This window comes from Spirillospora albida (assembly GCF_000718255.1).
Taxonomy (GTDB): domain Bacteria; phylum Actinomycetota; class Actinomycetes; order Streptosporangiales; family Streptosporangiaceae; genus Spirillospora; species Spirillospora albida.
Genome location: NZ_JOFJ01000004.1, coordinates 333,379 through 357,437, shown reverse-complemented (window position 1 = coordinate 357,437; position 24,059 = coordinate 333,379). Strand labels below are relative to the sequence as shown.

The window sequence follows — 24,059 nt, the reverse complement described above, 5'->3', positions numbered from 1 at the left end:
GGCCTTCCGCCGGGGGCGCGTGTTGCCGTTGTTTTCCCTGCTCAATAGGTTCGTGGTGGGGCACTCGGGTATATCGGCTGCAGGTATCCGCGCCTTCCCACTCGGATCCCGTCGCATCGCCACTACCGGGAGGGCGCGGATACTCTTGCGTCCGGTCTACATACCCAGACCTTTACCCTGTGGGGCGTGCCGGACCTCAATTCCGTTGAAATCGGACATGTGGCGGGTCGTCCCGTCCTCGGTTTCGACCTCGACCTGACGCTCGCCGACACCCGGGCGGCGATCGGCGCGGTCTACGCGGCGCTCGCGGCGGAGACCGGCGTCCCGATCGACGTCGACGTGGTCGTCGGGCGGATCGGGCCGCCGCTGGAGCACGAGCTGGCGCACTGGTTCCCCGCCGCGGAGGTGCCCGCCATGGCCGCCCGGTACCGGGCGATGTACCCCGATGTCGCCGTGCCCGCGACGGTCGTCATGCCGGGAGCGGTCGCGGCGCTCGCGGCGGCGCGGAAGCGGGGCTGCGGGATCGTCGTCGTGTCCGGCAAGAACCAGGCCGACACCGAGCGGACCGTCCGGTTCCTGGGTCTGGCCGTGGACGCGGTCGTCGGCGGCCTGTTCGGCGCGGACAAGGGCGCGGCGCTGCGCGAGCACGGCGCCGGCGCCTACGTCGGCGACCACACGGGTGACGTGGACGCGGCCCGCGCGGCCGGCGCCGTCGCGGTCGGCGTCGCCACGGGCGCGTTCGGCGCGGCGGCCCTCACCGCCTACGGAGCGGACGTCGTCCTGCCGGATCTGCTCGCCTTCCCCGGCTGGCTCGACGCGTACGCGCCCGCCTGAACACGGGGCGCGGAAGATCGCCTGGCCGGATATCGGGATGCCCCGGCGGGGGCCGTCCGGGTAGCGTCGAGGCGTTGCCCCGCGGGCGTCGCGGCGGTCGCCGGGCGGTATCCCGGCACGCCGCGAGGCACTAATCTTGGGGGCGATTCAGGACGATTACCGAACGAGGTCTCCGGTGCCGACTGGCAAGGTCAAGTGGTACGACTCCGACAAGGGGTTCGGCTTCCTCACCCGCGACGACGGCGGCGAGGTCTTCGTGCACTCCACCGCCCTGCCGGGCGGGACGACGTCGCTGAAGCCCGGCCAGCGCGTCGAGTTCGGCGTGGCCGAGGGCCGGCGCGGTCAGCAGGCGCTCGCGGTCCGCGTCCTCGACAGCCTCCCGTCGGTCGAGAAGACCATCGCGAAGCAGCGCCGGAAGAAGCCGGACGAGATGGTCCTCATCACCGAGGACCTGATCAAGCTGCTCGACGACGTCTCCAACGTCTACCGGCGCGGCAAGCACCCGGCCCCGGCCGAGGCCAAGAAGATCGCCGCGGTGCTGCGGGCGGTCGCCGACGACATCCACACCTGATCCGGGAATGACCGGCTGCTGAGCCGCGCCCGGCGGCGGGCCCGCGGCTCAGGCCCGGATGCGGGTCGCGTCGTCGAGCGGGCCGTGGCGCCGGGGCGGCCGCCCCCGGGGCGGGCCGTGCATCCGTGACCGGAGCAGGCCGATCGCCGCCGCCAGCGCCGCCGCGACGACGGCCAGCGCGACCGTCCCGTCCGCGACGATGGACATGCCGAGGCCGAGCAGCCCGCCGACGACCCACACCAGCTGATGCAGGGTCTCGGTGACCGCGAACGTGGACGAGCGGAGCTCCTCCCCGGTCTCCTGCTGGACGACCGCGTCCATCGACAGCTTGCCGAGCGCCTGGCCGAGTCCGGCCACGGCCGCGACGGCGAGCGCCGCCCACAGCCCGAACAGCGCGGCGCACGCGGCCGTGACCGCGGTGACGCCGGCGAGCGTCGCGGAGACGATCATCCGCGGCGACCGGGCCCGCATCCAGGTGCCGAGTGCCGTCCCGGCCAGGCCGCCCGCGCCCGCGCACGCCGCGAGCAGCCCGAGCGCGACGTTGCGGGACACCGGATCGAACCGCTCCTCGCGCAGCAGGAACGCCAGGTACAGGATCAGGAACCCGGAGAAGGCGCGCAGGACCGCGTTCGCCGCGACCGCCTCCGCGACGGCCGGGCCGACGCGCGGCAGCGTCCAGATCCGGCGCGGCCCCTCCCCGGGCTCCTCCAGGACGTCCACGTGCCTCGGCAGGCGGAGCGTGCACACGACACCGAGCGTGAAGACCGCGGCGGCGACCCGCAGCAGCCAGTCGGCGCCGGCCAGGTACACGATCCCCGCGCCGATAGGCGCGGCGACCGACGCCCCGATGAGCCCCGCGAACGACGCCCGCGCGTTCGCCGTCACCAGCGTGATCGGGCCGGGCAGGACGAGCGGCGTCACCGCCGCGCGCAGCACCCCGAACGCCTTCGACACCACCAGCAGCCCGAACGCGGCGGGCAGGAACGTGACCTGGTCGCCGGTGAGCACGGCGCCCGCCATCGCCCAGCACAGCAGCGCCCGGATCACGAACGAGCTCGCCAGCGCGTACCGGCGGACGTGCCGCATCCGGTCCAGCGCCGGGCCGATCAGCGGCGCGACCAGCGCGAACGGCGCCATCGACACGAGCAGGTAGAGGGCGACCTGGCCGCGGGCCTGGTTGACGTCAAGACCGAAGAACAGCGTCCCGGCGAGCGCCACCGCGACGAGCGCGTCGCCCGCGGAGTTGACCGTGGACGCCTCGATCAGGTTGCCGAGCCCGCTGCGGCCCGCCCCCTGCGCGTGGGCGGCGCGCCGGGCGGTCCGCCCCGCCCGCCGCAGGCCGTCCCGCACGGCGCGCGCCGCCCCGGCCGCGCCGCGGGCGCCGGTGCGGGCGCACCGCCCGCCGGCGCGCACCGCCCCGGCCGTGCCCGCCGCGGCCGCGCGGGCGTGGCGCCGCCCGCCGCGGACGAACCGTGCCCGGTCTGCCATGCGCGCTGATCCCCCCGGAGTGGCCGCCTGTGGTCGTCGGTGTGGCTCGATCGTGGGTACGTTCCCGTCCTGGCGGCGGGCTCACCTCGTCGACGGGAGAGACTCATGTGGCCGGTGGTGTGCGCGGCCACGTCCAACCATGCGCGAGAATCGAGATGTGAGCCCACTGCGTCAGCCCAGCACAACGCGCACCGCCACGGCGCGCCCCTCCACCGGGCACGCCCGGCGGACCCGGCCCCCCGCCGTAGACACGGCCTGCGGTGAGGCGGTCGACCTCGCCCGCGCCGCGGCGGAGGACGAGGCCAGGCCGTCCCCGGTCGGTGAGCATCTCGGCGCCCAGGCCGAGGGCGACCGCGTGGTCACGCACTATTTCGCGGCGCTCGACCCGGCCTACCGCGGATGGCGCTGGGCGGTCACGGTCACCCGCGCGTCCCGCGCGAAGAACGTCACGGTCAGCGAGTGCGTCCTGCTCCCCGGGGAGGACGCGCTCCTCGCGCCCCCGTGGGTGCCGTGGCTGGAGCGGCTCCGGCCGGGCGACCTCGGTCCCGGCGACCTGCTGCCGACCGCGCCCGACGACGCCCGGCTCGCGCCCGGCTACACGCAGGCCGACGAGGCGATCGACCGGGCCGCGCCGTGGGAGCCGGGGCTGGGCCGCGTCCGGGTCCTCTCGCAGGAGGGCCGCGACGAGGCCGCGACCCGCTGGTACGAGGGGATCGCGGGGCCGCGCGCGCCGATCGCGGTGTCCGCTCCCGCGCAGTGCTCCACGTGCGGTTTCTATGTGCCGCTCGCCGGCGAGCTGCGGCTGGTGTTCGGCGTCTGCGCGAACGAGTACGCGCCCGACGACGGGCGCGTGGTGTCCGCCGACCACGGGTGCGGCGCCCACTCCGAGGCGGTCTCCGTCCCGGCCGCCTCCGAGCAGGCGACGCCGCTCATCGACGAGATGGGCTACGACATCGTCCCCGCCGACACCGACGACGACCCCGAGACGGTGGCCGAGCGGGAACTCGGGCACAGCTGAGCCGCGTGGACGCCCCCGATCCGCTCGGTGCGCGGGAGCTGCGCGACCGGGTGCTGCGCGCCTGGGCCGACTCACCGGCGCGCTTCCGGGAGGACGCCAACGCGGAGGAGGACCACGCCCTCGGCGGGTACCGCGACCGCGCGGTGGTGGAGCTCGCGCAGAACGCGGCCGACGCGGCGCTGCGCGCAGGGGTCCCCGGGCATCTGCGCCTGACCCTCCGGACGTCGTCCCGCGTCACCGGTGAGGGCGGCGCGCACCCGGCCTTGCTGACGGCCGCGAACACGGGCGCTCCGCTGGACGCGGCGGGGGTCGAGGCCCTGTCGACCCTGCGGGCGTCCGCGAAGCGGGACGACGAGGGCTCGGTCGGGCGGTTCGGCGTGGGATTCGCCGCCGTGGCCGCCATCAGCGACGAGCCGTCCATCGCCTCGGCGTCCGGTGGGGTCGCGTGGTCGCGGGCACGGGCGCGGGAGGCCGTCGCGGGGATCCCCGTTCTCGCCGAGGAGGCGGCGCGGCGCGGCGGCCACGTGCCGCTCCTGCGGCTGCCCTTCGCCCTGGACGCGGTCCAGGTGCCCGACGGGTTCGACACCGTCGTCCGCCTGCCGCTTCCGGCCGGTGCGGAGGAGTCCGTCCGGGAGCAGCTGGAGCGGGTCGGCCCCGCGCTGATGCTCGCGCTGCCGGCCCTGCGGCGCGTCGAGATCGACGTCGACGGGGACGTGCGCGTCCTCACGGCCGACCACTCCGCGCCCGGCGCCGTCACGATCGACGGGGTCGTCTGGCACACCGCCGACGACCACGGGCGGATCGCGCCCGAGCTGCTGGCCGACCGCCCGGCGGAGGAGCGGTCGCGCCCGGCCTGGCAGGTCAGGTGGGCGCTGCCCGAGGAGGGCCTGCCGGACGGGACGCCCGCCGTCCTGCACGCGCCGACCCCGAGCGCCGAGCGCCTCGACCTGCCCGCCCTGCTCATCGCGTCGTTCCCGCTGGCCCCCGACCGACGGCACGTCGCGTCCGGGCCGCTGACCGACTTCCTCGTGGAACGCGCCGCCGAGACCTACGTGCGCCTGCTGCGCGACCGTCCCGCCGCGCCGGGCCTCCTCGATCTCGTGCCGGGCCCGCTCGGCGCCGGTGAGCTGGACGCCCGGATCCGCCGCGCCGTCCTGGACCGCCTGCCCGAGGCCCCGCTCCTGCCGGGCCCGGAGGACGGCGACCGGATCCGGGGCCGCGACGCCGTGGCGATCGACGCGCCCGCCGCGTTCGTCGACCTCCTCCGCGGGGACTCGCGCCATCCGGAGGGCGGGGAGCCGGTCCTCGCGGGGCTGCTGCCGTCCGGCTGGCCGGCGCGGTCGCCCGCGCTGGGGGCGCTCGGCGTGCGGCGGGTCGAACTCGCGGACGTCATCGATGAGCTTGCCGCTGTGCGGCGGCAGCCGGCGTGGTGGCACTGGGTCTACGCTTCGCTGTCCGGGGCCGCCACGGACGCTCTGGGCGCCGTCCCCGTCCCCCTCGCGGGCGAGGAGGGGCGGATCGTGCGGGGGCCGCGCGGCCTGCTGATCGCGGAGGGCCTCGACGTGGCGGCGCTGGACGTGCTCGGCCTGCGGTTCGCGCACCCCGACGCGGTGCATCCGCTGCTGCTCCGGCTCGGCGCGGTGGAGGCGGGGCCGCGCGAGGTGCTCGCGGATCCGGCCGTCCGCGCGGCGGTGGCGAACTCGTTCGACGAGGACGACCCGGACGCGATCGCCGAGGCCGTGCTGGGGCTGGTCGCGGGCGCGCGTCCGGAGCCGGGCGAGGAGCCGTGGCTGGCGGAGCTCGCCCTCCCCGGCGACGACGGCGAGCTGTACGCGGCCGGTGAGCTGCTCCTGCCCGACAGCCCGCTGCGCGACATCGTCGCGGAGGACGCCCCGTTCGGCGTGGTGTCCGACGACCTGGTCGAGCGCTGGGGCCGCGACACCCTGGCCGCCGCCGGAGTGCTCGACGGGTTCGCGGTGGCGCGCGCCGAGGACGTGAACCTCAACGGGATCGCCGACCGGGACGAGACCCTCGACCTCGACCTCGAAGACGCGTGGGCGGCCGACGTCCTCGACCGGATCGGCCCGCAGGACCTGCCGCCTCTCGTCCCGGAGTTCCAGGCCGTCCGCGATCTGGAGCTGGTGGACGACTGGGAGGCCGCGCTGGGGCTGCTGGCCGGGCCGTCCTGCCGCGCGGCCGTGGTCGAGCGGGCCCATGTGACCCTGCACGACGGGCGGCGCGCGACCGTCCCGTCCTACACGGCGTGGTGGCTGAGCCGCCATCCGGTGCTCGGCGGGAGACGGCCGGGCGCGTTCCGCCTTCCCGGCGACGACGCCCTGGCCGGCCTCTACGACCTCGCGCCGGGCGGCGTCGACGAGCGCCTCCTGCTGGCGCTCGGTGTCCGCACCTCTCTGGCGGCGCTCCTCGACGAGCCCGGCGGGGCCCGGGAACTCCTCGACCGGCTCGGCGATCCCGCGCGGTCCGTGCCGCGCCACCGGCTCGGCGACCTGTGGACCGCCCTCGCCGACGCGCCCCGCGCGGAGTTCGATCCGCCGGAGCGCGTGCGCGCGGTCGTGGACGGCGAGACCGAGGTCGTGGACGCGGCGGACGCCCTCGTCCTGGACCGCCCCGACCTGCTCCCCCTGCTGGCGGGGCAGCCCCTCGTCATCGCGGCGCACGGACGCGCGGACCGCCTGGCCGAACTCCTCGACCTCCCCCTGGCGGGGGACGAGGTGGCCGGTGCGATCGGGTCGTCCGGGGCCAAGCGCGCCGTGCCGGAGGCGGTGCGCGGCCTCCTGCCGGACGCGCCCGTCGCCTACCTCGCGCACGATCCGCTCATCGTGGACGGCCACGAGGTCGCCTGGTGGGTCGGAGACGGGGACGTGCACGCGAGCGGCCCCGCCGGTCTGGCCCGCGCCCTGGCGTGGACGGCCGGGGAGTGGTCCGGCCGCCTCTCGCTGGAGGCCGTCCTGCGCGACCCGGAGTCGCTCCCCGTGCTGCTCGCCGAGGACGACCTGGAGCCCTAGTCCTCCCCGCCGGGACGGCGGGCCTCGGCGCGGGCGCGCCCGGCCTGGAGCCGGGGGACGTACCAGAGCGCGAACAGGCCGATCCCGATGCCGGCGGCGCAGACCCACAGCCACCAGCGGTCGTCGGCGGGCAGTCCGGCGATCAGCAGGACGACCAGCGCCACGGCCCACGCGATCGTGCCGCCGAGCGCGATGCGGACGTCGTCGGTCGGCATCGGCGGCGGGTCGGGGCGGCGCGCTCGGCTCATGCCTCCCACACTAGGCGGTCGGCCCGGGGAGCCCTCCGGTGACCATGGCGATCAGGAGTCCGTAGCTCTTCTCCAGGTCCTCCGGCAGGCCGAAGCCGCCCGCGGCCTCCAGGACGGCGAAGCCGTGGACGGCGGAGCGCAGGGAGCGGGCCGCGTGGACAAGGTCCTCGCCGTCCAGTCCGTAGCCGCGGAGGACGGCGAGGATGATGCCGAGCAGCCGGTCCGCCGCCGCGGCGGCGCGGGGCTCCGGATCGGGCCGCTGGTCCATGGCGGCGTAGCGGGCGGGGTGCTCGACGACGTAGGCGCGGTAGGCCCGCATGAGGGCGCGGACGGCGTCGTCCCGGGACCGGCCGAGCGCCGCCTCGCGGAGGCGGTCGGTGAGCTCCTCCATGACGCGGACGGTGACCAGCCGTCGCACTTCGGCCAGGTTCCGGACATGCTTGTACAGGGAGGGCGTCGCGACGCCGGCCCGGTTCGCCACGGCGGCGAGCGTGAGGGCGGCGGGGCCCGCCTCGTCGACGACGGTGACGGCGGCGTCCACCACCGCGTCCGGAGACAGACCTGCGCGCGGCATGGGAGGACCCCCTAAAGAGCGATAGCCGAGCAGCTAATAACATTAGCAAAGATGGTCGACGGAGAGCGATGACGATGACGACACCCGTGGATCCGGGGGCGGCGGCGAACCCCGGCGGCCTGGCCGAGGAGCTGCGCATCTCGATCGCGCGGCTGTCGCGCCGGCTGCGCCATCTGCGGCCCGCCGACACCGGCGCGGGCGCGCCCGCCGCCCTGACGCTGACCCAGTTCGCGGCGCTCGCCGCGATCGAGCGGCACGGCTCGATGACGCCGCGCGAGCTGGCCGACCACGAGAAGGTGCAGCCGCCCTCGATGACGCGCGTGCTCGCCTCGCTGGAGGAGCGGGGCCTGGTCGCGCGCAACCCGCATCCGACCGACCGGCGGCAGGTCGAGATGTCGGTCACCGCGGCGGGAGCCGCGCTGCTGCGGGACGAGCGGCGCCGCAAGGAGGCATGGCTGTCGCGCCGCCTGGGCGAACTCACCGAGGACGAGCGGGAGGTCCTGCGCCGCGCCGCGCCGATCATCGACCGTCTGAGCAGGTCGTAGAGATGTGACGGCGCGTCCCGGCGGGAATGCCGGGCCCCGGGATTATCGTTAGCCTTGGTAATGACTTCCGTAGACATCCGCGCCGGGCTGACCAGGCCGAGAGCGAGGTCCGCCCCCGCCGGCAGCGCATCCGACGCCGCACCCGACACCGCATCCGACACCGCGCCCGGCGCCATGTTCCGCTCCCTCCGCAACCGCAACTACCGCCTCTTCGCCGCCGGCCAGGTCGTCTCCAACACCGGCACCTGGATGCAGCGCGTCGCCCAGGACTGGCTCGTCCTGGAACTCGCCCACGGCAGCGGCACCGCGCTCGGCGTCACCACCGGGCTCCAGTTCCTGCCGCTGCTGCTGTTCGGCCTCTGGGGCGGCGTGATCGCCGACCGCTACCCCAAGCGCCGCGTCCTCGTGCTCGCGCAGACCGCGATGGGCGTCCTCGCGCTCGTCCTGGGCCTGCTCGCGATCACCGGCACCGCGCAGGTCTGGCACGTGTACGTCCTCGCGTTCGGGCTCGGCCTCGCCACCGTCGTCGACAACCCGACCCGCCAGTCGTTCGTCATCGAGATGGTCGGCCGCCGCGACCTGCCGAACGCGATCGCGCTGAACAGCGCCACGTTCAACGGCGCCCGGCTGCTCGGCCCGGCCGTCGCCGGCGTGCTGATCGCGCTGGTCGGCACCGGCCCGGTGTTCCTGCTGAACGCCGCGTCGTTCGGCGCCGTCCTGTTCGGCCTGTACGCGATGCGCGCGGACGAGCTCCATCCCGCCGAGCCCGTCAAGCGCGCCAAGGGCCAGCTGCGAGAGGGCCTGCGCTACGTGAAGGGCCGCCGCGACCTGCTCCTCGTGCTCGTCATGGTCGGGTTCATCGCGATGTTCGGGATGAACTTCCAGATGACGACGGCGCTCGTCGCCCGCGAGGTGTTCCGCACCGGGGCGTCCTCGTTCGGCCTCGCGTCCAGCATGCTCGCGCTCGGCGCCCTCACCGGCGCGCTGCTCGCGGCGCGCCGCGCGACCCGGCCCCGGCTCCGGCTGCTCATGGCCGCGGCGCTCGTCTTCGGGATCCTCGAGGTCGCGACCGGGCTGATGCCGACGTTCACCTCGTTCCTCGTCCTGCTGGTCCCCACCGGGATCGCGCTGATGACGTTCACGACGGCCGCGAACGCCACCATGCAGCTCGGCGTCGCGCCCGAGATGCGCGGCCGCGTCATGGGCCTCTACATGTTCGTGTTCCTCGGGACGAACCCGCTCGGCGCGCCCCTGGTCGGATGGCTGTCGGAGGAGTTCGGGCCGCGGTTCGCCATCGTCGCGGGCGGGCTGGTCACCGTCGTGATGACGCTGGTCGTCGCCGCGTTCACGGCGGGCGCCCGGCGCCGCGAGGGCGTGCCGGACGCGGGCGTGACAAACGCCGTCCCGGGCTGAAAGGCTGGCCGGGTGGCTCTCCGGACAGCCCCATGAGGCTCTTCGTGGCGGTCGTACCACCGCCGGACATCCTGGACGAGCTCGAGGAGGCCGTCTCGCCGGTCCGGGCCGAGGTGCCCGAACTGCGCTGGATACGGCGCGAACTGCTGCACGTCACGCTCGCGTTCCTCGGCGAGGTCGACGACCGCACCCTCGACCGGCTGCTGCCCCGGCTGGAGCGCGCCGTCGGCCGGCACGAGCGGCCGACGCTGTCGCTCGCAGGCGCGGGCGCCTTCCCCGGCAGCGGCGCGCACGCCCGCGTCCTGTGGACCGGCCTGTACGGGGACCGCCGCCGGCTCGCCCGGCTCGCCGCGTCCGTCGCCGCGGCCGGCCGCCGCGCCGGGACGCTCCCCGACAAGCACCGGTCGTTCCGCCCGCACCTCACCCTCGCCCGGTCCCGGACGCCGGTGGACGTGCGGCCGCTGCTGGAGTCCCTCGCGGCGTTCGCGGGCGGGCCGTGGACGGCGGAGTCCGTCCAGCTGGTGCGCAGCCATCTGCCCGGCAAGCAGTACGCGGCGCTGACGTACGAGCCGCTGAAGAGCTGGTCGCTGCGCGATCAGAGCTCCGGCGGCGGTGGTACCGGACGGTCGGCGTCCGGCGGCCCCCACGGCACCCCGTAGCGCTCGCAGGCGCGGCGCAGCTTCGCCACGTCCGGCGGGAACGTCACCTGGCGCAGCACCCGCCCGGACGGCCCCCACACCACGACGCGCGGCATCCGCTCGGCGGCCTCGTCGATCCCGATGCCGCCGATCCGGTCGCGGCCGAGGTCCCACTCGACGCGGCCGCGCCGGGTGACGACCGCCAGGCCCGCCGCCGATACCCGCAGCAGGGGCCGGTTCCGGTCGTACAGCCAGTAGCCGAGCAGCCCCGCCAGCAGCCCGGCGGGCACCGTCCAGCCCGCCGTGGCGGCGAACCCGCCGAGCTCGGGGCCCAGCCAGACCGCGCCGATCACCGCGACCGCCTCGCACAGCAGCACGCTCACCGCGTACGTCCCCACCCGCGAGCGGGGCGTCGCGTCGAGCACCGCGCCGGGCGCCGTCACCGGGCCGGGCGGCGGCGTGACGGCGACCGCGGCATCCGCCTCCGGACGCCCGGACGCCGCAGGACGGAGCGTCCTGCCCGGCATCGGGAGCGGCGCCACCGGCTCCGGCGCGGGCGCCGACAGCGTCGACACCGCCGAGTGGAACGCCGCGCTCAGGTACGCGTCGTACTCGGCGTCGTTCACCGGCAGCCCGGCGCGGCGCGCCCCGTCCCGCAGATCGGTCCGCGAGATCCGCAGCGCCGACAGCGGCGCCGCGAAGAACTCGTCGCCCTCCTGGTCGTACAGCCGGACCCACGCGTGCCCGCCGATCGTCAGCAGCTCGATGCCGCCGATGCGGTCCTCCGGCATCCTCAGCACCACGTCGCCGACCGCGTCGGCCCAGCCGAGCCCGCCGTCGGCGACGACGAGCCGCCCGCCCGGCACCTGCGCGAAGATCTCCGGCAGCCCGTCCAGTCCGTAGGCCGGGCGGCGCGGCGGACGCGCGCCCGGTGTGATCACGCGGTAGCCGTGGTCGTCGAGGGTGTGCGCGAGCTGGAAGCCGTCCAGGCCGTGCGCGGGCAGCCGCGCCAGCAGCTCCAGCCGGTGCCCGAACGCCAGCACCGCGAGCTCCGCGGCGTGCGGCTCCCCGGTGAGCGGGTCGGCGCGCAGCCCCGGCCCGACGACGAGCGCCGCGATCCGCGCGGCGGGCAGCACCACCGCGCCGCGCCGGCCGGGCCGGTCGTTCGCGATCAGCCGGACAGGCGAGACCGTCCACCGCACCCGCCCGGCGCGCAGCAGCCGCCGCCGGGTCAGCAGCAGCGCGCCCATCGCGGCGAGCGCCCAGCCCGCCGCGGCGAGCCGCGCGTCGAAGGTCCCCGTGCCCGCCAGCCCGATCCGGACGACCATCACCGCGCCGAGCAGCGCGGTCAGCGCGCCGAGCAGCGCGATCCGGCGGCGGCCCGGCACCGGCGCCGGGGCGTCCAGCCGCGCGTCCCCGGCGGTGACGGCCGGTTCGACGCCCGCCTCGTGGGCCGCCGCGAGCAGCGCCGCCTCCTGGTCGAGCAGCCGCTGCTCGGCGGCGGTGTCGCGGGGCAGCGGGCCGCCGCTCGGGACGTCCTCGTCCAGCCCGTGGACGCGCAGCGCCTCGTCCAGCGCCGGGTCGAGCAGATCGGCCGCCTCGCCGTCCAGGACGTGCATCGGGATGCCGAGCCGGCGGGCCGTCACGAACACCGTCAGCGGCTCCAGCCCCATCCCCGTCAGCGTGCCGGCGGCGGTGCGCCCGAACCGGTGCAGCACGGTCAGCGTCCCGTCCCCGGTCGTGATCGCGAGGCCCTCCATCCGGGACCGCTCGTACCGGGTCAGGACCAGCCCGCCCGGCCCGCGCCGCTCCAGCCCGTCCGCCGACAGCCGCCAGTACGGCCGGAGCCCGCGGCGGCGCGCGTCCGGGAGGGCGCCGAGCAGCCACGGCACCGCCGCCACGGCCGCGATCAGGCCCGCCCACAGCCACACCGGACGGATCGGCAGCAGCGCGAGCCCCGCGGCCGCCAGGGCGAACGGCCCGGCGGCGACGGGCCGCCACCGCCCGCGCGGCCCCCTCAGACCCGTCAGCTCATGCTCCACAGCCGGCATCCTCACACGCCCCGCGGGCACCGCGCCTCCTTCCACCGCCTCGTCATCCGGGCCGTCAGGTCCCGCGCCGCCGCAGCAGCCCGTACCCGACCGCGCCGGCGATCGCGAGGGCGAGGAACAGCCCCGCCCGCGCGCCTCCCGCGTCGTGGCGCTCCGGCGCGCCCTCCGCGGACCTCCCGGCCGGCGAGGACGACGGCGACGGCCGCGCGCTCCCCGGCAGCGGCACCGCGTACACCGGCTGGTTCGAGCCCTCGGACCCGGCCAGCAGCGACCGGCCGTCCGCCGCGTACGTGATCGACTCGCCCTGCCTCTGCATCGGCAGGTCGATCGTCTCCAGCGCCTTGCCGGGCCTTCCGTCCGCGCCGACGCCGTAGAGCTTCGCGTTGAAGTACGTGCGGATGACGCAGGTCCTCCCGTCGGGGGAGAAGGCGCCGTCGGTCGCCATGGCGGGAGCGTCCCCGACCTTGCGCAGCGTGTTGGAGCGCCCCGCGCGCAGCGTCGCGGGCGCCTCGTAGACCGCGCCGCCGAACAGCTTGCTCGCGATGTAGAGCCGGTTCGTCCGGGGGTTGATCATCATGGTCTCGGCGTTGCGCGGGCCGTCGGCGTACCGCAGCCGGAACGCCGTCGCCCGGACGGTCCGGTTCCCCAGCGCCGCGGGCTCGGTGATCCGGTACACGGTGACGAACGGCCACGCGCCGCCGAGGTTGTCGCCGATGTCCGCCACGAAGATCGCCGGACGGCCCCGCTCGTCCTTGCCGAGCGCCATCGCCTCCCAGTCGCGCGCGCCCGCCCCCGAGAGGGTCAGCACGGCCCGCGTCCGGCCCGCGCCGTCGACGGCGAAGATCTGCGCGACGCCGCCCGAGTCGTTGTGGGTGTAGACGATCCCGGGGTGCCGGGCGCTGACCGCGAGGCCGCTGGACTCGGTGATCCGCGGATCGCCCATCCGGAACGCGATCTCCCCGCCCCGCGCCGCGTGCGCCGGGGCGGGGGCGAGGACGCAGCCGGCGACGGCCAGGGCCGCCGCGGCCCGGACGGGCGCGCGGCGGCGCGGGCGGGCCGTCCTGTCCCGGTTCACTTCAGCAGCGCACCGGCGACCGCGGCCAGGATGAGCGCGGTCAGCACGGTGGGGAGAAGCCATTGGGGCGCGCGGTTCACGCCCCCGAGCTTATTCGGCGGCGTGACCGCCGCGAACCCGCCGCCCATGATGCGCATCTCATCCAACATGTGCGGATTGTTCGGGATGGTGCGAGCGCCGGGGGACGACCACCCGGAACGGGTATCGGACGCGTTCGTGGCGCTGGGCGCGCTCGCCGAGGAGCGCGGCCGCGACGCGGCGGGAATGGCCCTGTTCGGCGATCCGCCGGGGGAGGAGCCGGTCGTCCTGGGGGAGGACGACCGGCGCTCCGACGTCCGGCACGGCGGCTGCCGCGTCGTGAAGGGACGCGGCCGCTTCTCCGGGATCTGGCGCCACGACCTGCTCGCCGAGCTCGACCGGGCGCCGATCGCGCTCGGCCACACCCGCTGGGCCACGCAGGGCTCGCCCTACGCCCTCGTGAACGCGAGCCCGATGGTGCTCCCCGGCGGGATCGTCGCCACCCACAACGGCGACGTGGACGCCGACGACCTGCGAACCCGGTTCGCGCTGCCGCCCGCCCTCGGCACCACCGACAGCGAGCCGGTCTTCCAGCTCCTGTCGCGCCGCCGTACGGCGGCCGGCGTCGTCGCCGCGCTGGAGAGCATCGTCGGACGCGCCGCCCTCGCCTGGGCCGACCGCGACCGGCCCGGCACCGTCCACCTCGCGCGCGCCGCGCTCAGCCCGCTGACCGTGGCCGTCGACACCGCGCAGAACTTCTACTGGGCGTCGAACCCGCGCTGGTTCCGGGAGATCCAGCGGCACACCCGGACGCGGTTCGTCACCGCCGTCCAGCTCGACGAGGGCACCTACCTGCGGATAGGACCCGCCCGGCCGGGCGGCCGCCCGCAGATCCTGACGCGGGCCGACTTCGTCCCGACGGCCCGCGACTTCGACCTCGACCCCCGCGTCTGGACGGGCTTCACTCCCGCCGACGAGGAACGCGACCGCGCACGCCTCCGCCACCGTGTGGCCGACCTGCCCTCCCTCACCCGCGGCGAACTTGTTTCCGTCGGGTAGGGAGGGGCACCTCAGCCGTCAGTGACCCCCACCGTCGCGATCGCGCAGCGAGCCCCTGGGCGAGTCGGAGCGATGCGGCGATCGCAGTTAAGACAGCCTCTCTACGACGTGGTCGATGCAGGCGGTGAGGGCCTCGACGTCGGCCGGGTCGATCGCCGGGAACATCGCGACGCGCAGCTGGTTGCGGCCCAGCTTCCGGTACGGCTCGGTGTCGACGATCCCGTTGGCCCGCAGCACCTTCGCGACGGCGGCGGCGTCGATGCCGTCGGCGAAGTCGACCGTGCCGACGACCTGCGAGCGGTGCGCCGGGTCCGCCACGAACGGCGTCGTGTAGGACGTCTTCTCGGCCCAGGTGTAGAGCCGCTGCGACGAGTCGGCGGTGCGCGCGGTCGTCCAGGCGAGCCCGCCCTGGCCGTTCATCCACTCGATCTGCTCGGCCAATAGCAGCAGCGTCGCCACGGCGGGCGTGTTGTAGGTCTGGTCCTTGGCGGAGTTGTCGACGACCGTCTTCAGGTTGAAGAACTCCGGCACGTACCGGTCGGACGAGGCGATCTCGTCGATCCGCGCCAGCGCCGCCGGGGACGCGAGCGCCACCCACAGGCCGCCGTCGGACGCGAAGCACTTCTGCGGCGCGAAGTAGTACACGTCGGTCTCGCTGACGTCCACGGGCAGGCCGCCCGCGCCGGACGTGGCGTCCACCAGCACGAGCGCGTCGTCGGCGCTCGTGCCCGCCGGGCGCTCGATCCGCATCGCGACGCCGGTCGAGGTCTCGTTGTGGGTGAACGCGTAGACGTCCACGCCCTCCTCGGCGGACGCCTCGGGCAGCGAGCCTGGGGCCGCGGAGACGACGGTCGGGTCGCCGAGCCACGGGGCGCCGCCGGTGACCTTGGCGAACTTGCCGGAGAACTCGCCGAACACCAGGTGCTGGGACCGCTCCCGGACGAGCCCGAACGCGGCGGCGTCCCAGAACGCGGTGGTGCCGCCGTTGCTGAGCAGGACCTCGTACCCCTCGGGCAGGGAGAACAGCTCCGCGAGGCCCGCGCGGACCCGCCCGACCAGGGACTTCACCGGCTTCTGCCGGTGGGAGGTGCCCAGGTAGGTCGAGCCGGACTCCGCGAGCGCGGCGAGCTGCTCGGGACGCACCTTGGACGGACCGCATCCGAAGCGGCCGTCGGAGGGCTTGAGGTCGGCGGGGATGGCAATGGCTGGATTCGCGCTCTCGGTCACGCGAGAAGGCTACCCGCCCCGCTTGATCGTCCAGGCGACCAGGGCCGATAGTGCGCAACCGCACACGGCGGCGATGACGGCGGGCGGATAGATCCAGTCGTCGCCCCGCGAGTGCGCCTCGACGGCGGTCCGGACCGAGTCGTAGGCGAGGAACGCGAGGAGGGCCGCGACGAGGAGGGCCGCGACGCGCCCCGACACGGCGTTCGTCCGCCGCCGGCGCGCCTCCCGCTCCGCCTCGTGCCGCCGCATCTCCTCGGCGGCCGTGGACGCCCTGCGCGCGGGCTCGTCCGGACGCGCGGCGGGACCGATGTCGCCTTCGAGAGGTTCGTCGTCCATGTCGCGATTCACGCGCCCATCATGGCAAGAACGCGGTCGCGCCGGGAACGGGCGAGGCCCCCGGCGAACCGGGGGCCTCGAGGTCGATGCGGGGGGAGGGGCCGGATCAGCCCTCGTTCCGCTTGAGGACCTTCGCCGCACCGGCGACGTCGCCGAGGGAGCGGGTGCCGGGGCCCGTGTAGCGGGCGCTCGGGCGGACGAGGCGTCCGGTGCGCTTCTGCTCCAGGATGTGCGCGGCCCAGCCGGCGGTGCGGCCGCAGGTGAACATCGCGGGCATCATCGCGGTGGGGACGTCGGCGAAGTCCAGGATGACGGCGGCCCAGAACTCGACGTTGGTCTCGATCGCGCGGTCGGGGCGGCGCTCCCGCAGCTCGGCGAGCGCGGCGTCCTCCAGGGCCTTGGCGGCCTCGAAGCGCGGCGCCTCGAGTTCCCTGGCGGTACGCCGGAGCACACGGGCGCGGGGGTCCTCGGCGCGGTAGACGCGGTGGCCGAAGCCCATCAGCCGGTCGCCGGAGTCGAGGATGTCCTTGACGACCTTGCGGGCGTCGCCGAGCCGCTCGACCTTCTCGATCATCGGCAGGACGCGGGCCGGGGCGCCGCCGTGCAGCGGGCCCGACATGGCCCCGATCGCGCCGGAGATGCCGGCCGCGACGTCCGCGCCGGTGGAGGCGATGACGCGCGCCGTGAACGTGGAGGCGTTGAGGCCGTGCTCGGCGGCGGAGACCCAGTACGCGTCGATGGCCCGGACGTGCTTCGGGTCGGGCTCACCGCGCCAGCGGACCATGAACCGCTCGGTGATGGTCTCGGCCTCGTCGATCCGGCTCTGCGGGACCATCGGGACGCCGAGGCCGCGCGCGGACTGGGCCACGAACGACAGGGCGGTCACCGAGACGCGGGCGAGGTCGGCGCGGGCCTCCTCGTCGGAGATGTCCAGCAGCGGGCGCATCCCGTACGCGGGGGCGAGGGTCGGGAGCGCGGCCTGCACGTCCACGCGGACGTCGCCGGACGTGACCGGGAGGAGGTGGGGGTCCGCCGGGGCGAGGCCCGGGTCGAAGCTGTCGTCCACGAGGAGGCCCCAGGCGTCGCCGAAGGAGACGCGGCCGACGAGCTCCTCGATGTCGACGCCCCGGTAGCGGAGGGCGCCGCCCTCCTTGTCCGGTTCGGCGATCTCGGTCTCGAAGGCCACGACCCCCTCGAGACCGGGTTTGAAGTCGGACATGTCGTCCTGCCTTTCGTCCCCAAGAGTGATAAGGCGGTAGCCGTGCCATTGAACCCTGTCCGCCCTACCGGTGAGTACCCAGGGTCCCCGCAGAGTGCACAATGCCCTGGTGAGAGGCTCAGATGCCGTGGACTCCCCCATGCCCGACCCGGCCGGGCTCCGCCGCGCCTACGAGGGCGGTGAGCTGGCCGAGGACGCGCTGCCCGCCGACCCGCTGGCGCTGTTCGCCCGCTGGTTCGCCGACGCGCACGCCTTCGGCCTGCCCGAACCGAACGCGATGGTGCTCGCCACCGCGTCCGCCGACGGGACGCCGAGCGCCCGGACCGTCCTGCTGAAGGGGTACGGGCCGCAGGGCCTGCGCTTCTTCACCAACCGGACGTCGCTGAAGGGCCGCGACCTCGCGGAGAACCCCCGCGCGGCCGTCGTGTTCCCGTGGCACGCGATGCACCGGCAGCTGCGCGCGTCGGGACCGGTGCACGAGCTGCCGAGGGACGAGTCGGCCACGTACTTCCGGACGCGTCCCTACGGGTCGCGGCTGGGCGCGTGGGCGAGCGAGGAGCAGTCGGCGGTGATCGAGGGACGGGACGTCCTGGTGCGGCGGTTCGCGGAGCTGGCCGAGCGCTGGCCCGATCCCGGCGCGGGCCCGGAGGGCTCCGGATCGCCGGGCGACGCCGTTCCGCTGCCCGACTTCTGGGGCGGGTACCGGCTCGTCCCGGAGGCGATCGAGTTCTGGCAGGGCCGCCCGGACCGCCTGCACGACCGCATCCGCTACCGCCGCGCGGACGGGGACGCGGAGGGGGACTGGGTGATCGAGCGGCTGTCGCCGTGACCGCGGAGCAGCGGCCGACCCCGCAGGACGCGCCCGGCGAGGATCACTGCGCCGGGGCCGAGACGATCAGGGTGAAGGCGTCCCGGCGGAGTGCGCTGCGCCGCGTGGCGATCGACACGCGGCCCCTCGCCGACGGCGCCTACCGGCGGCTGTGGATGGGGCAGGGCGTCTCCTTCGTCGGGTTCCAGGTCACCGCCGTGGCGGTCCCGGTCCAGGTGTGGGAGATGACCCGGTCGTCGCTCTGGGTCGGCATGCTGGGGATCGTCAACCTGGTCCCGCTGATCGTCTTCGGCCTGTGGGGCGGCGCGATCGCCGACCACAGGGACCGGCGCAGGCTGCTGTTCGCCGCGTCCTGCGTGATGTGGGCCGCCACCCTGCTGCTCCTCGCGCAGGCGCTGCTGGGGCTGGAGAGCCTGGCGCTGATCATGGCGGTGGTGGCGGTGCAGGCCACCGGGTTCGCGGTGTCGTCGCCGACCCGCAGCGCGATCGTCCCGCGGCTCGTCGCCGAGCCGCTCGTCCCGGCCGCCAACACCCTCAACTTCACCGCGAGCCAGGTCGGGATGCTGGCCGGCCCGCTGCTCGCGGGCGTGCTCCTCGCCCGCTGGGGCTACGCGGCCGCCTACGGGCTGGACGCCGTCCTGTTCTCCCTCGCCCTGTACGCGGCACTGCGGCTGCCGCCGATCCCGCCGCTCGGCGACGTCACGGGCACGCCCGGCCTCCGGTCGGTGATCGACGGTCTCGCCTACCTGTGGACGCAGCCCGTCCTGCTGATGTCGTTCGTCGTGGACATCATCGCGATGGGGGTCGCGATGCCGCGCGCCCTGTTCCCCGAGCTGGCCGAGACGCGGTACGGGGGCGAGGCGGCGGTCGGCTGGCTGTTCGCGGCGATCGCGATCGGCGCCGTGCTCGGCGGGCTGTCGTCCGGCTGGATCGGGCGGGTGCGTCGGCAGGGCGTCGCGCTGGTCGCGTCGATCGTGGTCTGGGGCCTGGCGGTCGCCGCCGCCGGGCTCGCGGAGCAGCTGTGGCTCGCCGTCGCGCTGCTCGCGGCGGGCGGCGCCGCCGACCTGGTGTCCGCCGTCTTCCGCCAGACGATGCTTCAGACGTACGCGCCGGACGAGATGCGCGGGCGCCTTCAGGGCGTGTTCACCGTCGTCGTCGCGGGCGGGCCGCGGCTCGGCGACCTGCGGGCGGGCGCGACCGCGAGCGTCGCCGGCGCGACGGCGTCCTGGGTGGGCGGCGGGCTGGCCTGCGCGGTGCTGGTGGTCGTCGCGGCGCTGGCCGTCCCGGCCCTGCTCCGCTACGACACCCGGACGGCCGCGCCGGGCGGCTAGCCGGAAGCGCGGGCGCCGTCCGCCCGCGCCCCTCGCGATATTCGCTCACGCCCCGCGACGGGCTGCCGGAGCGCGTAGACTCGGTGCCATAAGACTGGAGGGAGCTGTGACCTCACACGGCCTGATCGACACCACCGAGATGTATCTCCGGACGGTGTTCGAACTCGAAGAGGAAGGGATCATCCCTCTTCGCGCGCGCATCGCCGAACGGCTGTCCCAGAGCGGTCCGACGGTGAGCCAGACGGTGGCGCGGATGGAGCGCGACGGCCTCCTCCGGGTCGAGGGCGATCGGCACCTCGAACTGACCGATAGCGGCCGTGGCCTCGCGACCAGGGTCATGCGCAAGCACCGGCTGGCGGAATGCCTGCTGGTGAACGTCATCGGCCTGCCCTGGGAGGACGTCCACATCGAGGCGTGCCGGTGGGAGCACGTCATGTCGGAGGACGTCGAGCGCAGGATCGTCGCGCTGCTGGACAACCCCACCACCTGCCCCCACGGCAACCCCATCCCCGGTCTGGGTGAACTGGGGGGCCGCGGCGGCGTCGCCGACTCCGCCCCGCTCGCCGTGATGACCGCGGTCGCGAGCCCCGCCGGGGCCGGCGCGGTGGTCCGGCGCATCAGCGAGCAGGTCCAGAGCGACAGCGATCTGATGCTTAGACTCAAGCACATGGGGATACAACCCGGACGAGAGGTGACGCTTCGGGCGACGGACGACGGGGTGCGGGTGACCTGTGACGACGAGGCCGACGGACCGGAGACCGAGCTCCCGCGCGACATCGCCGAGCACGTCTTCGTCAGCAGGCGCTGACCGTCGCCGCGTGTCCGCCCCCGCCCCCGCCCCGCCGGTCTGCGCCCGCGCAGACCGTCCGGACGTGCGCGGGCCAGGCGTGCGCGGGCCCCGTTCCGCCTTCGCGGTCTATACCGAAGATCTCCGTTCCGGTGCGCCGTTCGGGCGTGTCCCGGTGGCCGTTCCGTCGTTCAATACGACGGGGAGGACGCGGGCGGCGGCCGGGCCGCGGCACCGCGCCACCGTCGGGTGCGTCCGGGACGGCTCTGTGATCGGGATGGGGAGATGAAGCGTTGGGGGGAAGCGCCCTTGGAGGCGCGCCTGCCGCCGGAGACCGTCCTCAACCAGATGGAGATGGCGGTCGTCGTCTGCGACCGCTTCAGCAACGTCATCTACGGCAACCACTTCGCCCGGCAGCTGTTCGGCTACGGCGGCGACGAGGTCATCGGGCACTCCATCCTCTCCCTCGGCATCTCCGAGGAGGACCACGAGCAGGCCACCGAGCTCGCCAAGCACGTCCTGAAGGGCGGGGTCTGGGAGGGCACGTTCTGCAACCTGCGCGCGGACGGCAGCACCGTCTACACGCGGGCGCACGCGGTGCCGCTGCGGCACCCGTCCGGGGCCGTCGACGGCGTCGTGATCTTCGCGCGCGAGGCGCTCCGCTCCAACCAGCGCGAGCAGGACCGCTACGGCCTGATGGAGCGCATCGGGGAGCGGCTCGCCGGGTCCCTCGAACTGGAGAGCACGCTGCGGCGGGTCGCCGACACGCTCGTCCCGCAGTTCGCCGACCACTGCTTCATCGACCTCTACAGCGGCGACCGGCTGTACCGGCGGGTGTCGCGGCACGCGGGCGGCTGGGAGCCGCCCCCCGGCACGTGGGCGGAGGTCGGCGAGCCCGTCTCCTACCCGCCGGGGCACTTCTCCGCGAAGGCGATGAGCCGCCGCGACGCCGTCCTCGTCGAGGACATGATCCAGCACCGGTTCGCCGCGCCGACGGAGTCGTCGCAGCGGCTCGGCGAGGCGATGGGCATCACCTCGGTGATCTCCGCGCCGCTGCTGGTGCGCGGCGAGCTGCTCGGCGTGATGAGCCTCGCCCTGTCGAACCTGTCGAAGCGGCCCGACCCCCACTACGACGGGTTCGACCGCGACCTGCTCGGCGCGATCGCCAGCCGGGTCGCGCTCGCCGTCGACAACGCGCTGCTGTTCGAGGAGGAGCGCGACACCGCGCTCGCGTTCCAGAAGCACCTGCTGCCCGGCGACCGGCCGCCCCGGCTGGACGGCCTGCAGATCGCCTGGCGGTACGAGCCGGCGCGTCCGCTCGAATCGCACGGGCACGGCATACAGACGCAGGTCGGCGGCGACTGGTACGACGTGATCCCGCTGTCGGCGGGCCGCGTCGGGCTCGTCATCGGGGACGTCGAGGGCCGCGGCGCCCGCGCCGCCGCCGTCATGGGACAGCTCCGCGCCGCGCTGCGGGCGTTCGCGCAGGACGACAAGCCGCCCGCCGACATCCTCCGCAAGCTGGACGAATGGGTCCGGACGATGACGCGGCCGGAGCGGATGCGGTCCGGCTGGAACAGCGACGACCTCGTCCGCCCGCCGCTGGTGTCCTGCACGTACTTCGTCTACGACGCGTGGTCGCGGGTCCTGGAGTTCGCCAACGCCGGGCACGACCCGCCGCTCCTCATCGTGGACGGCGAGGTCACCGACCTTCCGTTCGAGAGCGAGGGCGCCATGCTCGGCGTCCGCGCCCCGGGCATGGGCGGCGAGATCCTGTTCAACGAGGAGACCGCCGAGCTGAAGCCGGGCGCGACGCTCGTCCTCTACACCGACGGACTGATCGACCGGCGGCCGAAGGAGAACGGCGAGTACTACTCGCGCGAGGAGGCCCGCGAGCAGATCCGCGCCGCCGTCGAGGCGGCGGCGGGCGGCGGGGTCGAGGCGGTCGCGAACGCGGCCTACGACGCCGTTCCCGGCGACATCGACGACGACGTCGCGATCGTCGTGATCCGCACCTGCGCGGACGAGCTCGCCGTCGCCGAGCGCACCTTCGCCGCCGAGCCGATCATGGTGTCGGAGGCGCGGCGGATGGCGTCGGACGCGTTCGCGTCCTGGGGGATGCGCGACGAGCAGGCCGAACTGGCGTGCCTGCTGGTCTCGGAGGTCGTGACGAACGTCGTCCTGCACGCCACCGCGACGCCCGCGCCGCGCCGCGAACCGGTCGTCCCGATCCCGGCGCCGGCCGGGCCGGGCGCCTGCGAGCCGCTGGCCGCGCCCGTCCAGTTCAACACCGACCGGATCGCCGACCCGTTCGGCGCGTTCGACGAGGACGACTGGAACCTCGGCGCCGACCTCGGCCGCCGCGAACCGCCGACGAAGGAGTTCCGGCTCCGGCTGCGGCGCGGCGCGGACGCGCTGTGGGTCGAGGTGTTCGACTCCGACATGCGGCTGCCGCGGATCCGCAGCGCCGGCGAGACCGACGAGGGCGGCCGCGGCCTCTACCTGGTCGACCAGCTCGCCACCCGCTGGGGGGCGCGCCCGACGTCCGACGGCAAGGCCGTCTGGTTCCAGCTGCCCCTCGAGCCCTGACGGCGGGCCGGTCCGGCGTCAGATCGGTTCGGCGGCCACGTGCGCCCAGGACTGGGTGAACCACAGTTCGCCGCCGATGACGCGGGGCTTGGCGCCGGTGCGGGGCCCGCCGTCCACCTCGTCGGTGAGCGCCTCGCGGATGCGGTCGGCGGCGGCGGAGTCGTGCGCCCCGTCCAGCCACGGCTCCAGGGGGCGCTCGACGGTGAAGACGTCCAGCCGGCGGATGCTGGCGCCCGCCGAGACGATCATCTCGGTGAGCCGGGCGATCGACGGGACGCCGGGGTGGCCGGGGTCGCGGAGCCGCTCGATGCGGTCCCGGTCGGGGCCGGCGAGGTTGCCGCGCACGAGGTCCGCGATGATCACTCGTCCGCCGGGCCGGCAGACCCGCAGCAGCTCGCGCAGGACGCGGTCGGGCTCGCCCGTGCTGTAGAGCGAGAACCGGGCGGTGACGAGGGAGAACGCGCCGTCCTTGTAGGGGAGCGCGGTGGCGTCGGCGTGCACGCGCGCGTCGTCGGGGCCTTCGCCGGCCGGGGTCCGGGGCAGCTTCTCCTCCCGGGTGACCGCCGGGGGCGGGTCGCCGTCGGCGATGCGGACGGGTCCCGTGCCGAACGTGACGGTGGGCGTCCGGCCGGCCTCATGGGCCGTCCGGGCGGGCTGCGCGTCGACCGCCGTCACGTGCCGGACGGCGGGGCCGAGCGCGGCGGCCAGCGGCCCCCGGCCGCGCGCCACATCGAGGCAGACGTCGTCGGCGGACGGCTCGACGAAGTCCAGCAGGCGCCTCAGATGCGGGGCGAGCGAGCCGCCGGTCTCCTTCATCGCGGTCGCCGGACGTGGCACTGGTGCACTCCCTCGGCTCGGGCCGACTTCGCCGGACGGGGTACCGGCCGCGCCCTCTCCCGGCGGTGCGGGGACGCGGGCGCCGGACGGTCGTGAAGCCGGTCTCGTCAGGTATGACTCTCCGCCGGGTCAGGAAGTTCGGCTCGTTCGGCGACTGGTCGCGCTCACTCCAGGGACTGCCCGTACAGGGCGAGGACGACCAGGACGAACACGGTGATGACGGCCACGCGGGTCGGCGCGGCGAGCCGCATCCGGGTCGCGGCCCAGCGCACGCAGAACGCGGCGAGCAGGGACACGACGCCGAGGGCGAGAATGCCTTCCATGGTCACCTACTTTTCGGGGAGCG

23 protein-coding genes are annotated in these 24,059 nt (G+C 75.2%); 12 read left to right on the top strand and 11 right to left on the bottom strand.

The genetic code is table 11. The features are described 5' to 3' along the window. Positions 1-219 precede the first annotated feature (219 nt). Entirely contained in the window at positions 220-834 is a 615-nt protein-coding gene (locus IE99_RS0108085; RefSeq protein ID WP_157610129.1) for an HAD family hydrolase, read from the top strand. Between the two features lie 175 nt (positions 835-1,009). Then, positions 1,010-1,405: a cold-shock protein gene (locus tag IE99_RS33380; protein WP_030166023.1), complete on the top strand. Its 396-nt coding sequence runs from the start codon at positions 1,010-1,012 to the stop codon at positions 1,403-1,405. Positions 1,406-1,453: 48 nt separating this feature from the next. On the opposite strand, the gene IE99_RS0108075 is transcribed toward IE99_RS33380, so the two are convergent. Next, positions 1,454-2,893: an MFS transporter gene (locus IE99_RS0108075; protein WP_051712220.1), complete on the bottom strand. Its 1,440-nt coding sequence runs from the start codon at positions 2,891-2,893 to the stop codon at positions 1,454-1,456. 166 nt (positions 2,894-3,059) lie between these two features. On the opposite strand from IE99_RS0108075, the gene IE99_RS0108070 reads away from it, so the two are divergent. Together IE99_RS0108070 and IE99_RS0108065 are read left to right on the top strand one after the other, a co-directional pair. Further along, a complete protein-coding gene (locus IE99_RS0108070) occupies positions 3,060-3,911 on the top strand; it encodes a DUF3027 domain-containing protein (protein WP_051712274.1) in 852 nt (283 codons plus the stop codon). 5 nt (positions 3,912-3,916) lie between these two features. Beyond that, entirely contained in the window at positions 3,917-6,937 is a 3,021-nt protein-coding gene (locus IE99_RS0108065) for a sacsin N-terminal ATP-binding-like domain-containing protein (RefSeq protein ID WP_030166012.1), read from the top strand. Here the strand turns inward: IE99_RS0108065 and IE99_RS0108060 are convergent. Together IE99_RS0108060 and IE99_RS0108055 are read right to left on the bottom strand one after the other, a co-directional pair. Continuing rightward, positions 6,934-7,185: a DUF2530 domain-containing protein gene (locus IE99_RS0108060; protein ID WP_030166009.1), complete on the bottom strand. Its 252-nt coding sequence runs from the start codon at positions 7,183-7,185 to the stop codon at positions 6,934-6,936. The genes IE99_RS0108065 and IE99_RS0108060 overlap by 4 nt on opposite strands. A gap of 10 nt (positions 7,186-7,195) precedes the next feature. After that, positions 7,196-7,759: a TetR-like C-terminal domain-containing protein gene (locus IE99_RS0108055; RefSeq protein WP_030166005.1), complete on the bottom strand. Its 564-nt coding sequence runs from the start codon at positions 7,757-7,759 to the stop codon at positions 7,196-7,198. 74 nt (positions 7,760-7,833) lie between these two features. Here IE99_RS0108055 and IE99_RS0108050 point away from each other — a divergent pair, with 74 nt between their 5' ends. The 3 genes from IE99_RS0108050 to thpR all read left to right on the top strand — a co-directional run bounded on the left by IE99_RS0108050 (position 7,834) and on the right by thpR (position 10,376). Then, entirely contained in the window at positions 7,834-8,304 is a 471-nt protein-coding gene (locus IE99_RS0108050) for a MarR family winged helix-turn-helix transcriptional regulator (protein ID WP_030166002.1), read from the top strand. A 174-nt stretch (positions 8,305-8,478) separates the two neighbouring features. After that, positions 8,479-9,717, top strand: a complete 1,239-nt coding sequence (locus IE99_RS0108045) for an MFS transporter (RefSeq protein ID WP_084219367.1) — start codon at positions 8,479-8,481, stop codon at positions 9,715-9,717. A 32-nt stretch (positions 9,718-9,749) separates the two neighbouring features. Then, positions 9,750-10,376 (top strand): RNA 2',3'-cyclic phosphodiesterase, encoded by a 627-nt coding sequence (thpR, locus tag IE99_RS0108040; RefSeq protein WP_051712215.1) that lies wholly within the window; start codon positions 9,750-9,752, stop codon positions 10,374-10,376. Here the strand turns inward: thpR and IE99_RS0108035 are convergent. Genes IE99_RS0108035 through IE99_RS31730 form a run of 3 tightly spaced genes read right to left on the bottom strand, consistent with a single transcriptional unit; the run spans position 10,313 to position 13,630 of the window. Continuing rightward, the gene (locus tag IE99_RS0108035; protein ID WP_245623109.1) at positions 10,313-12,406 is read right to left on the bottom strand and encodes a hypothetical protein; all 2,094 of its coding nucleotides are present in this window, start codon (positions 12,404-12,406) and stop codon (positions 10,313-10,315) included. The genes thpR and IE99_RS0108035 overlap by 64 nt on opposite strands. Before the next feature lie 55 nt (positions 12,407-12,461). After that, positions 12,462-13,481: a hypothetical protein gene (locus tag IE99_RS0108030; protein ID WP_030165991.1), complete on the bottom strand. Its 1,020-nt coding sequence runs from the start codon at positions 13,479-13,481 to the stop codon at positions 12,462-12,464. Beyond that, positions 13,478-13,630, bottom strand: coding sequence for a hypothetical protein (locus IE99_RS31730; protein WP_157610128.1), 153 nt, complete (start codon positions 13,628-13,630; stop codon positions 13,478-13,480). Before IE99_RS31730 ends, IE99_RS0108030 begins: the two co-directional genes overlap by 4 nt. Positions 13,631-13,646: 16 nt before the next feature. On the opposite strand from IE99_RS31730, the gene IE99_RS0108020 reads away from it, so the two are divergent. Beyond that, entirely contained in the window at positions 13,647-14,558 is a 912-nt protein-coding gene (locus IE99_RS0108020) for a class II glutamine amidotransferase (RefSeq protein WP_030165988.1), read from the top strand. Positions 14,559-14,645: 87 nt separating this feature from the next. On the opposite strand, the gene serC is transcribed toward IE99_RS0108020, so the two are convergent. The 3 genes from serC to IE99_RS0108005 all read right to left on the bottom strand — a co-directional run bounded on the left by serC (position 14,646) and on the right by IE99_RS0108005 (position 17,340). Continuing rightward, complete coding sequence (gene serC / locus IE99_RS0108015; protein WP_030165985.1) at positions 14,646-15,785, bottom strand: phosphoserine transaminase; 1,140 nt, start codon at positions 15,783-15,785, stop codon at positions 14,646-14,648. 9 nt (positions 15,786-15,794) lie between these two features. Further along, on the bottom strand, positions 15,795-16,121 hold the full coding sequence (locus IE99_RS0108010) for a hypothetical protein (protein WP_030165982.1): 327 nt from the start codon (positions 16,119-16,121) through the stop codon (positions 15,795-15,797). A gap of 106 nt (positions 16,122-16,227) precedes the next feature. Beyond that, positions 16,228-17,340, bottom strand: coding sequence for a citrate synthase 2 (locus tag IE99_RS0108005; RefSeq protein ID WP_051712213.1), 1,113 nt, complete (start codon positions 17,338-17,340; stop codon positions 16,228-16,230). A gap of 139 nt (positions 17,341-17,479) precedes the next feature. Between IE99_RS0108005 and pdxH the strand changes: the two genes are divergently transcribed. From pdxH to IE99_RS0107985, 4 genes are all read left to right on the top strand, one after another. Then, on the top strand, positions 17,480-18,169 hold the full coding sequence (gene pdxH / locus IE99_RS0108000; protein WP_030165976.1) for a pyridoxamine 5'-phosphate oxidase: 690 nt from the start codon (positions 17,480-17,482) through the stop codon (positions 18,167-18,169). After that, on the top strand, positions 18,166-19,500 hold the full coding sequence (locus IE99_RS0107995; protein WP_084219355.1) for an MFS transporter: 1,335 nt from the start codon (positions 18,166-18,168) through the stop codon (positions 19,498-19,500). The genes pdxH and IE99_RS0107995 overlap by 4 nt, the downstream gene beginning before the upstream one ends. A gap of 106 nt (positions 19,501-19,606) precedes the next feature. Continuing rightward, the gene (locus IE99_RS0107990) at positions 19,607-20,308 is read left to right on the top strand and encodes an iron-dependent transcriptional repressor DtxR (protein WP_030165970.1); all 702 of its coding nucleotides are present in this window, start codon (positions 19,607-19,609) and stop codon (positions 20,306-20,308) included. 264 nt (positions 20,309-20,572) lie between these two features. Further along, positions 20,573-22,876 (top strand): SpoIIE family protein phosphatase, encoded by a 2,304-nt coding sequence (locus IE99_RS0107985; RefSeq protein ID WP_030165967.1) that lies wholly within the window; start codon positions 20,573-20,575, stop codon positions 22,874-22,876. An 18-nt stretch (positions 22,877-22,894) separates the two neighbouring features. Here IE99_RS0107985 and IE99_RS0107980 read toward each other — a convergent pair whose 3' ends face one another. Both IE99_RS0107980 and IE99_RS32350 read right to left on the bottom strand, forming a co-directional pair. After that, positions 22,895-23,713 carry a class I SAM-dependent methyltransferase gene (locus IE99_RS0107980; RefSeq protein WP_030165964.1) on the bottom strand — a complete coding sequence of 273 codons (819 nt, stop codon included), beginning with the start codon at positions 23,711-23,713 and terminating at the stop codon, positions 22,895-22,897. A gap of 164 nt (positions 23,714-23,877) precedes the next feature. After that, positions 23,878-24,036, bottom strand: coding sequence for a hypothetical protein (locus IE99_RS32350; RefSeq protein ID WP_169744402.1), 159 nt, complete (start codon positions 24,034-24,036; stop codon positions 23,878-23,880). Positions 24,037-24,059 lie beyond the last annotated feature (23 nt).

What these genes read in the sequence shown, in the direction of transcription:
- IE99_RS0108035 (WP_245623109.1), bottom strand. Translation starts at nt 12,406, where the DNA reads ATGCCGGCTGTGGAGCATGAGCTGACGGGTCTGAGGGGGCCGCGCGGG.
- IE99_RS0108060 (WP_030166009.1), bottom strand. Translation starts at nt 7,185, where the DNA reads ATGAGCCGAGCGCGCCGCCCCGACCCGCCGCCGATGCCGACCGACGAC.
- IE99_RS0108055 (WP_030166005.1), bottom strand. Translation starts at nt 7,759, where the DNA reads ATGCCGCGCGCAGGTCTGTCTCCGGACGCGGTGGTGGACGCCGCCGTC.
- IE99_RS0107985 (WP_030165967.1), top strand. Translation starts at nt 20,573, where the DNA reads ATGAAGCGTTGGGGGGAAGCGCCCTTGGAGGCGCGCCTGCCGCCGGAG.
- IE99_RS32350 (WP_169744402.1), bottom strand. Translation starts at nt 24,036, where the DNA reads ATGGAAGGCATTCTCGCCCTCGGCGTCGTGTCCCTGCTCGCCGCGTTC.
- IE99_RS0108075 (WP_051712220.1), bottom strand. Translation starts at nt 2,893, where the DNA reads ATGGCAGACCGGGCACGGTTCGTCCGCGGCGGGCGGCGCCACGCCCGC.
- pdxH (WP_030165976.1), top strand. Translation starts at nt 17,480, where the DNA reads ATGCCCGACCCGGCCGGGCTCCGCCGCGCCTACGAGGGCGGTGAGCTG.
- IE99_RS0108045 (WP_084219367.1), top strand. Translation starts at nt 8,479, where the DNA reads ATGTTCCGCTCCCTCCGCAACCGCAACTACCGCCTCTTCGCCGCCGGC.
- IE99_RS0108020 (WP_030165988.1), top strand. Translation starts at nt 13,647, where the DNA reads ATGGTGCGAGCGCCGGGGGACGACCACCCGGAACGGGTATCGGACGCG.
- IE99_RS0108010 (WP_030165982.1), bottom strand. Translation starts at nt 16,121, where the DNA reads ATGGACGACGAACCTCTCGAAGGCGACATCGGTCCCGCCGCGCGTCCG.
- IE99_RS31730 (WP_157610128.1), bottom strand. Translation starts at nt 13,630, where the DNA reads ATGTTGGATGAGATGCGCATCATGGGCGGCGGGTTCGCGGCGGTCACG.
- IE99_RS0108005 (WP_051712213.1), bottom strand. Translation starts at nt 17,340, where the DNA reads ATGTCCGACTTCAAACCCGGTCTCGAGGGGGTCGTGGCCTTCGAGACC.
- thpR (WP_051712215.1), top strand. Translation starts at nt 9,750, where the DNA reads ATGAGGCTCTTCGTGGCGGTCGTACCACCGCCGGACATCCTGGACGAG.
- IE99_RS0108050 (WP_030166002.1), top strand. Translation starts at nt 7,834, where the DNA reads ATGACGACACCCGTGGATCCGGGGGCGGCGGCGAACCCCGGCGGCCTG.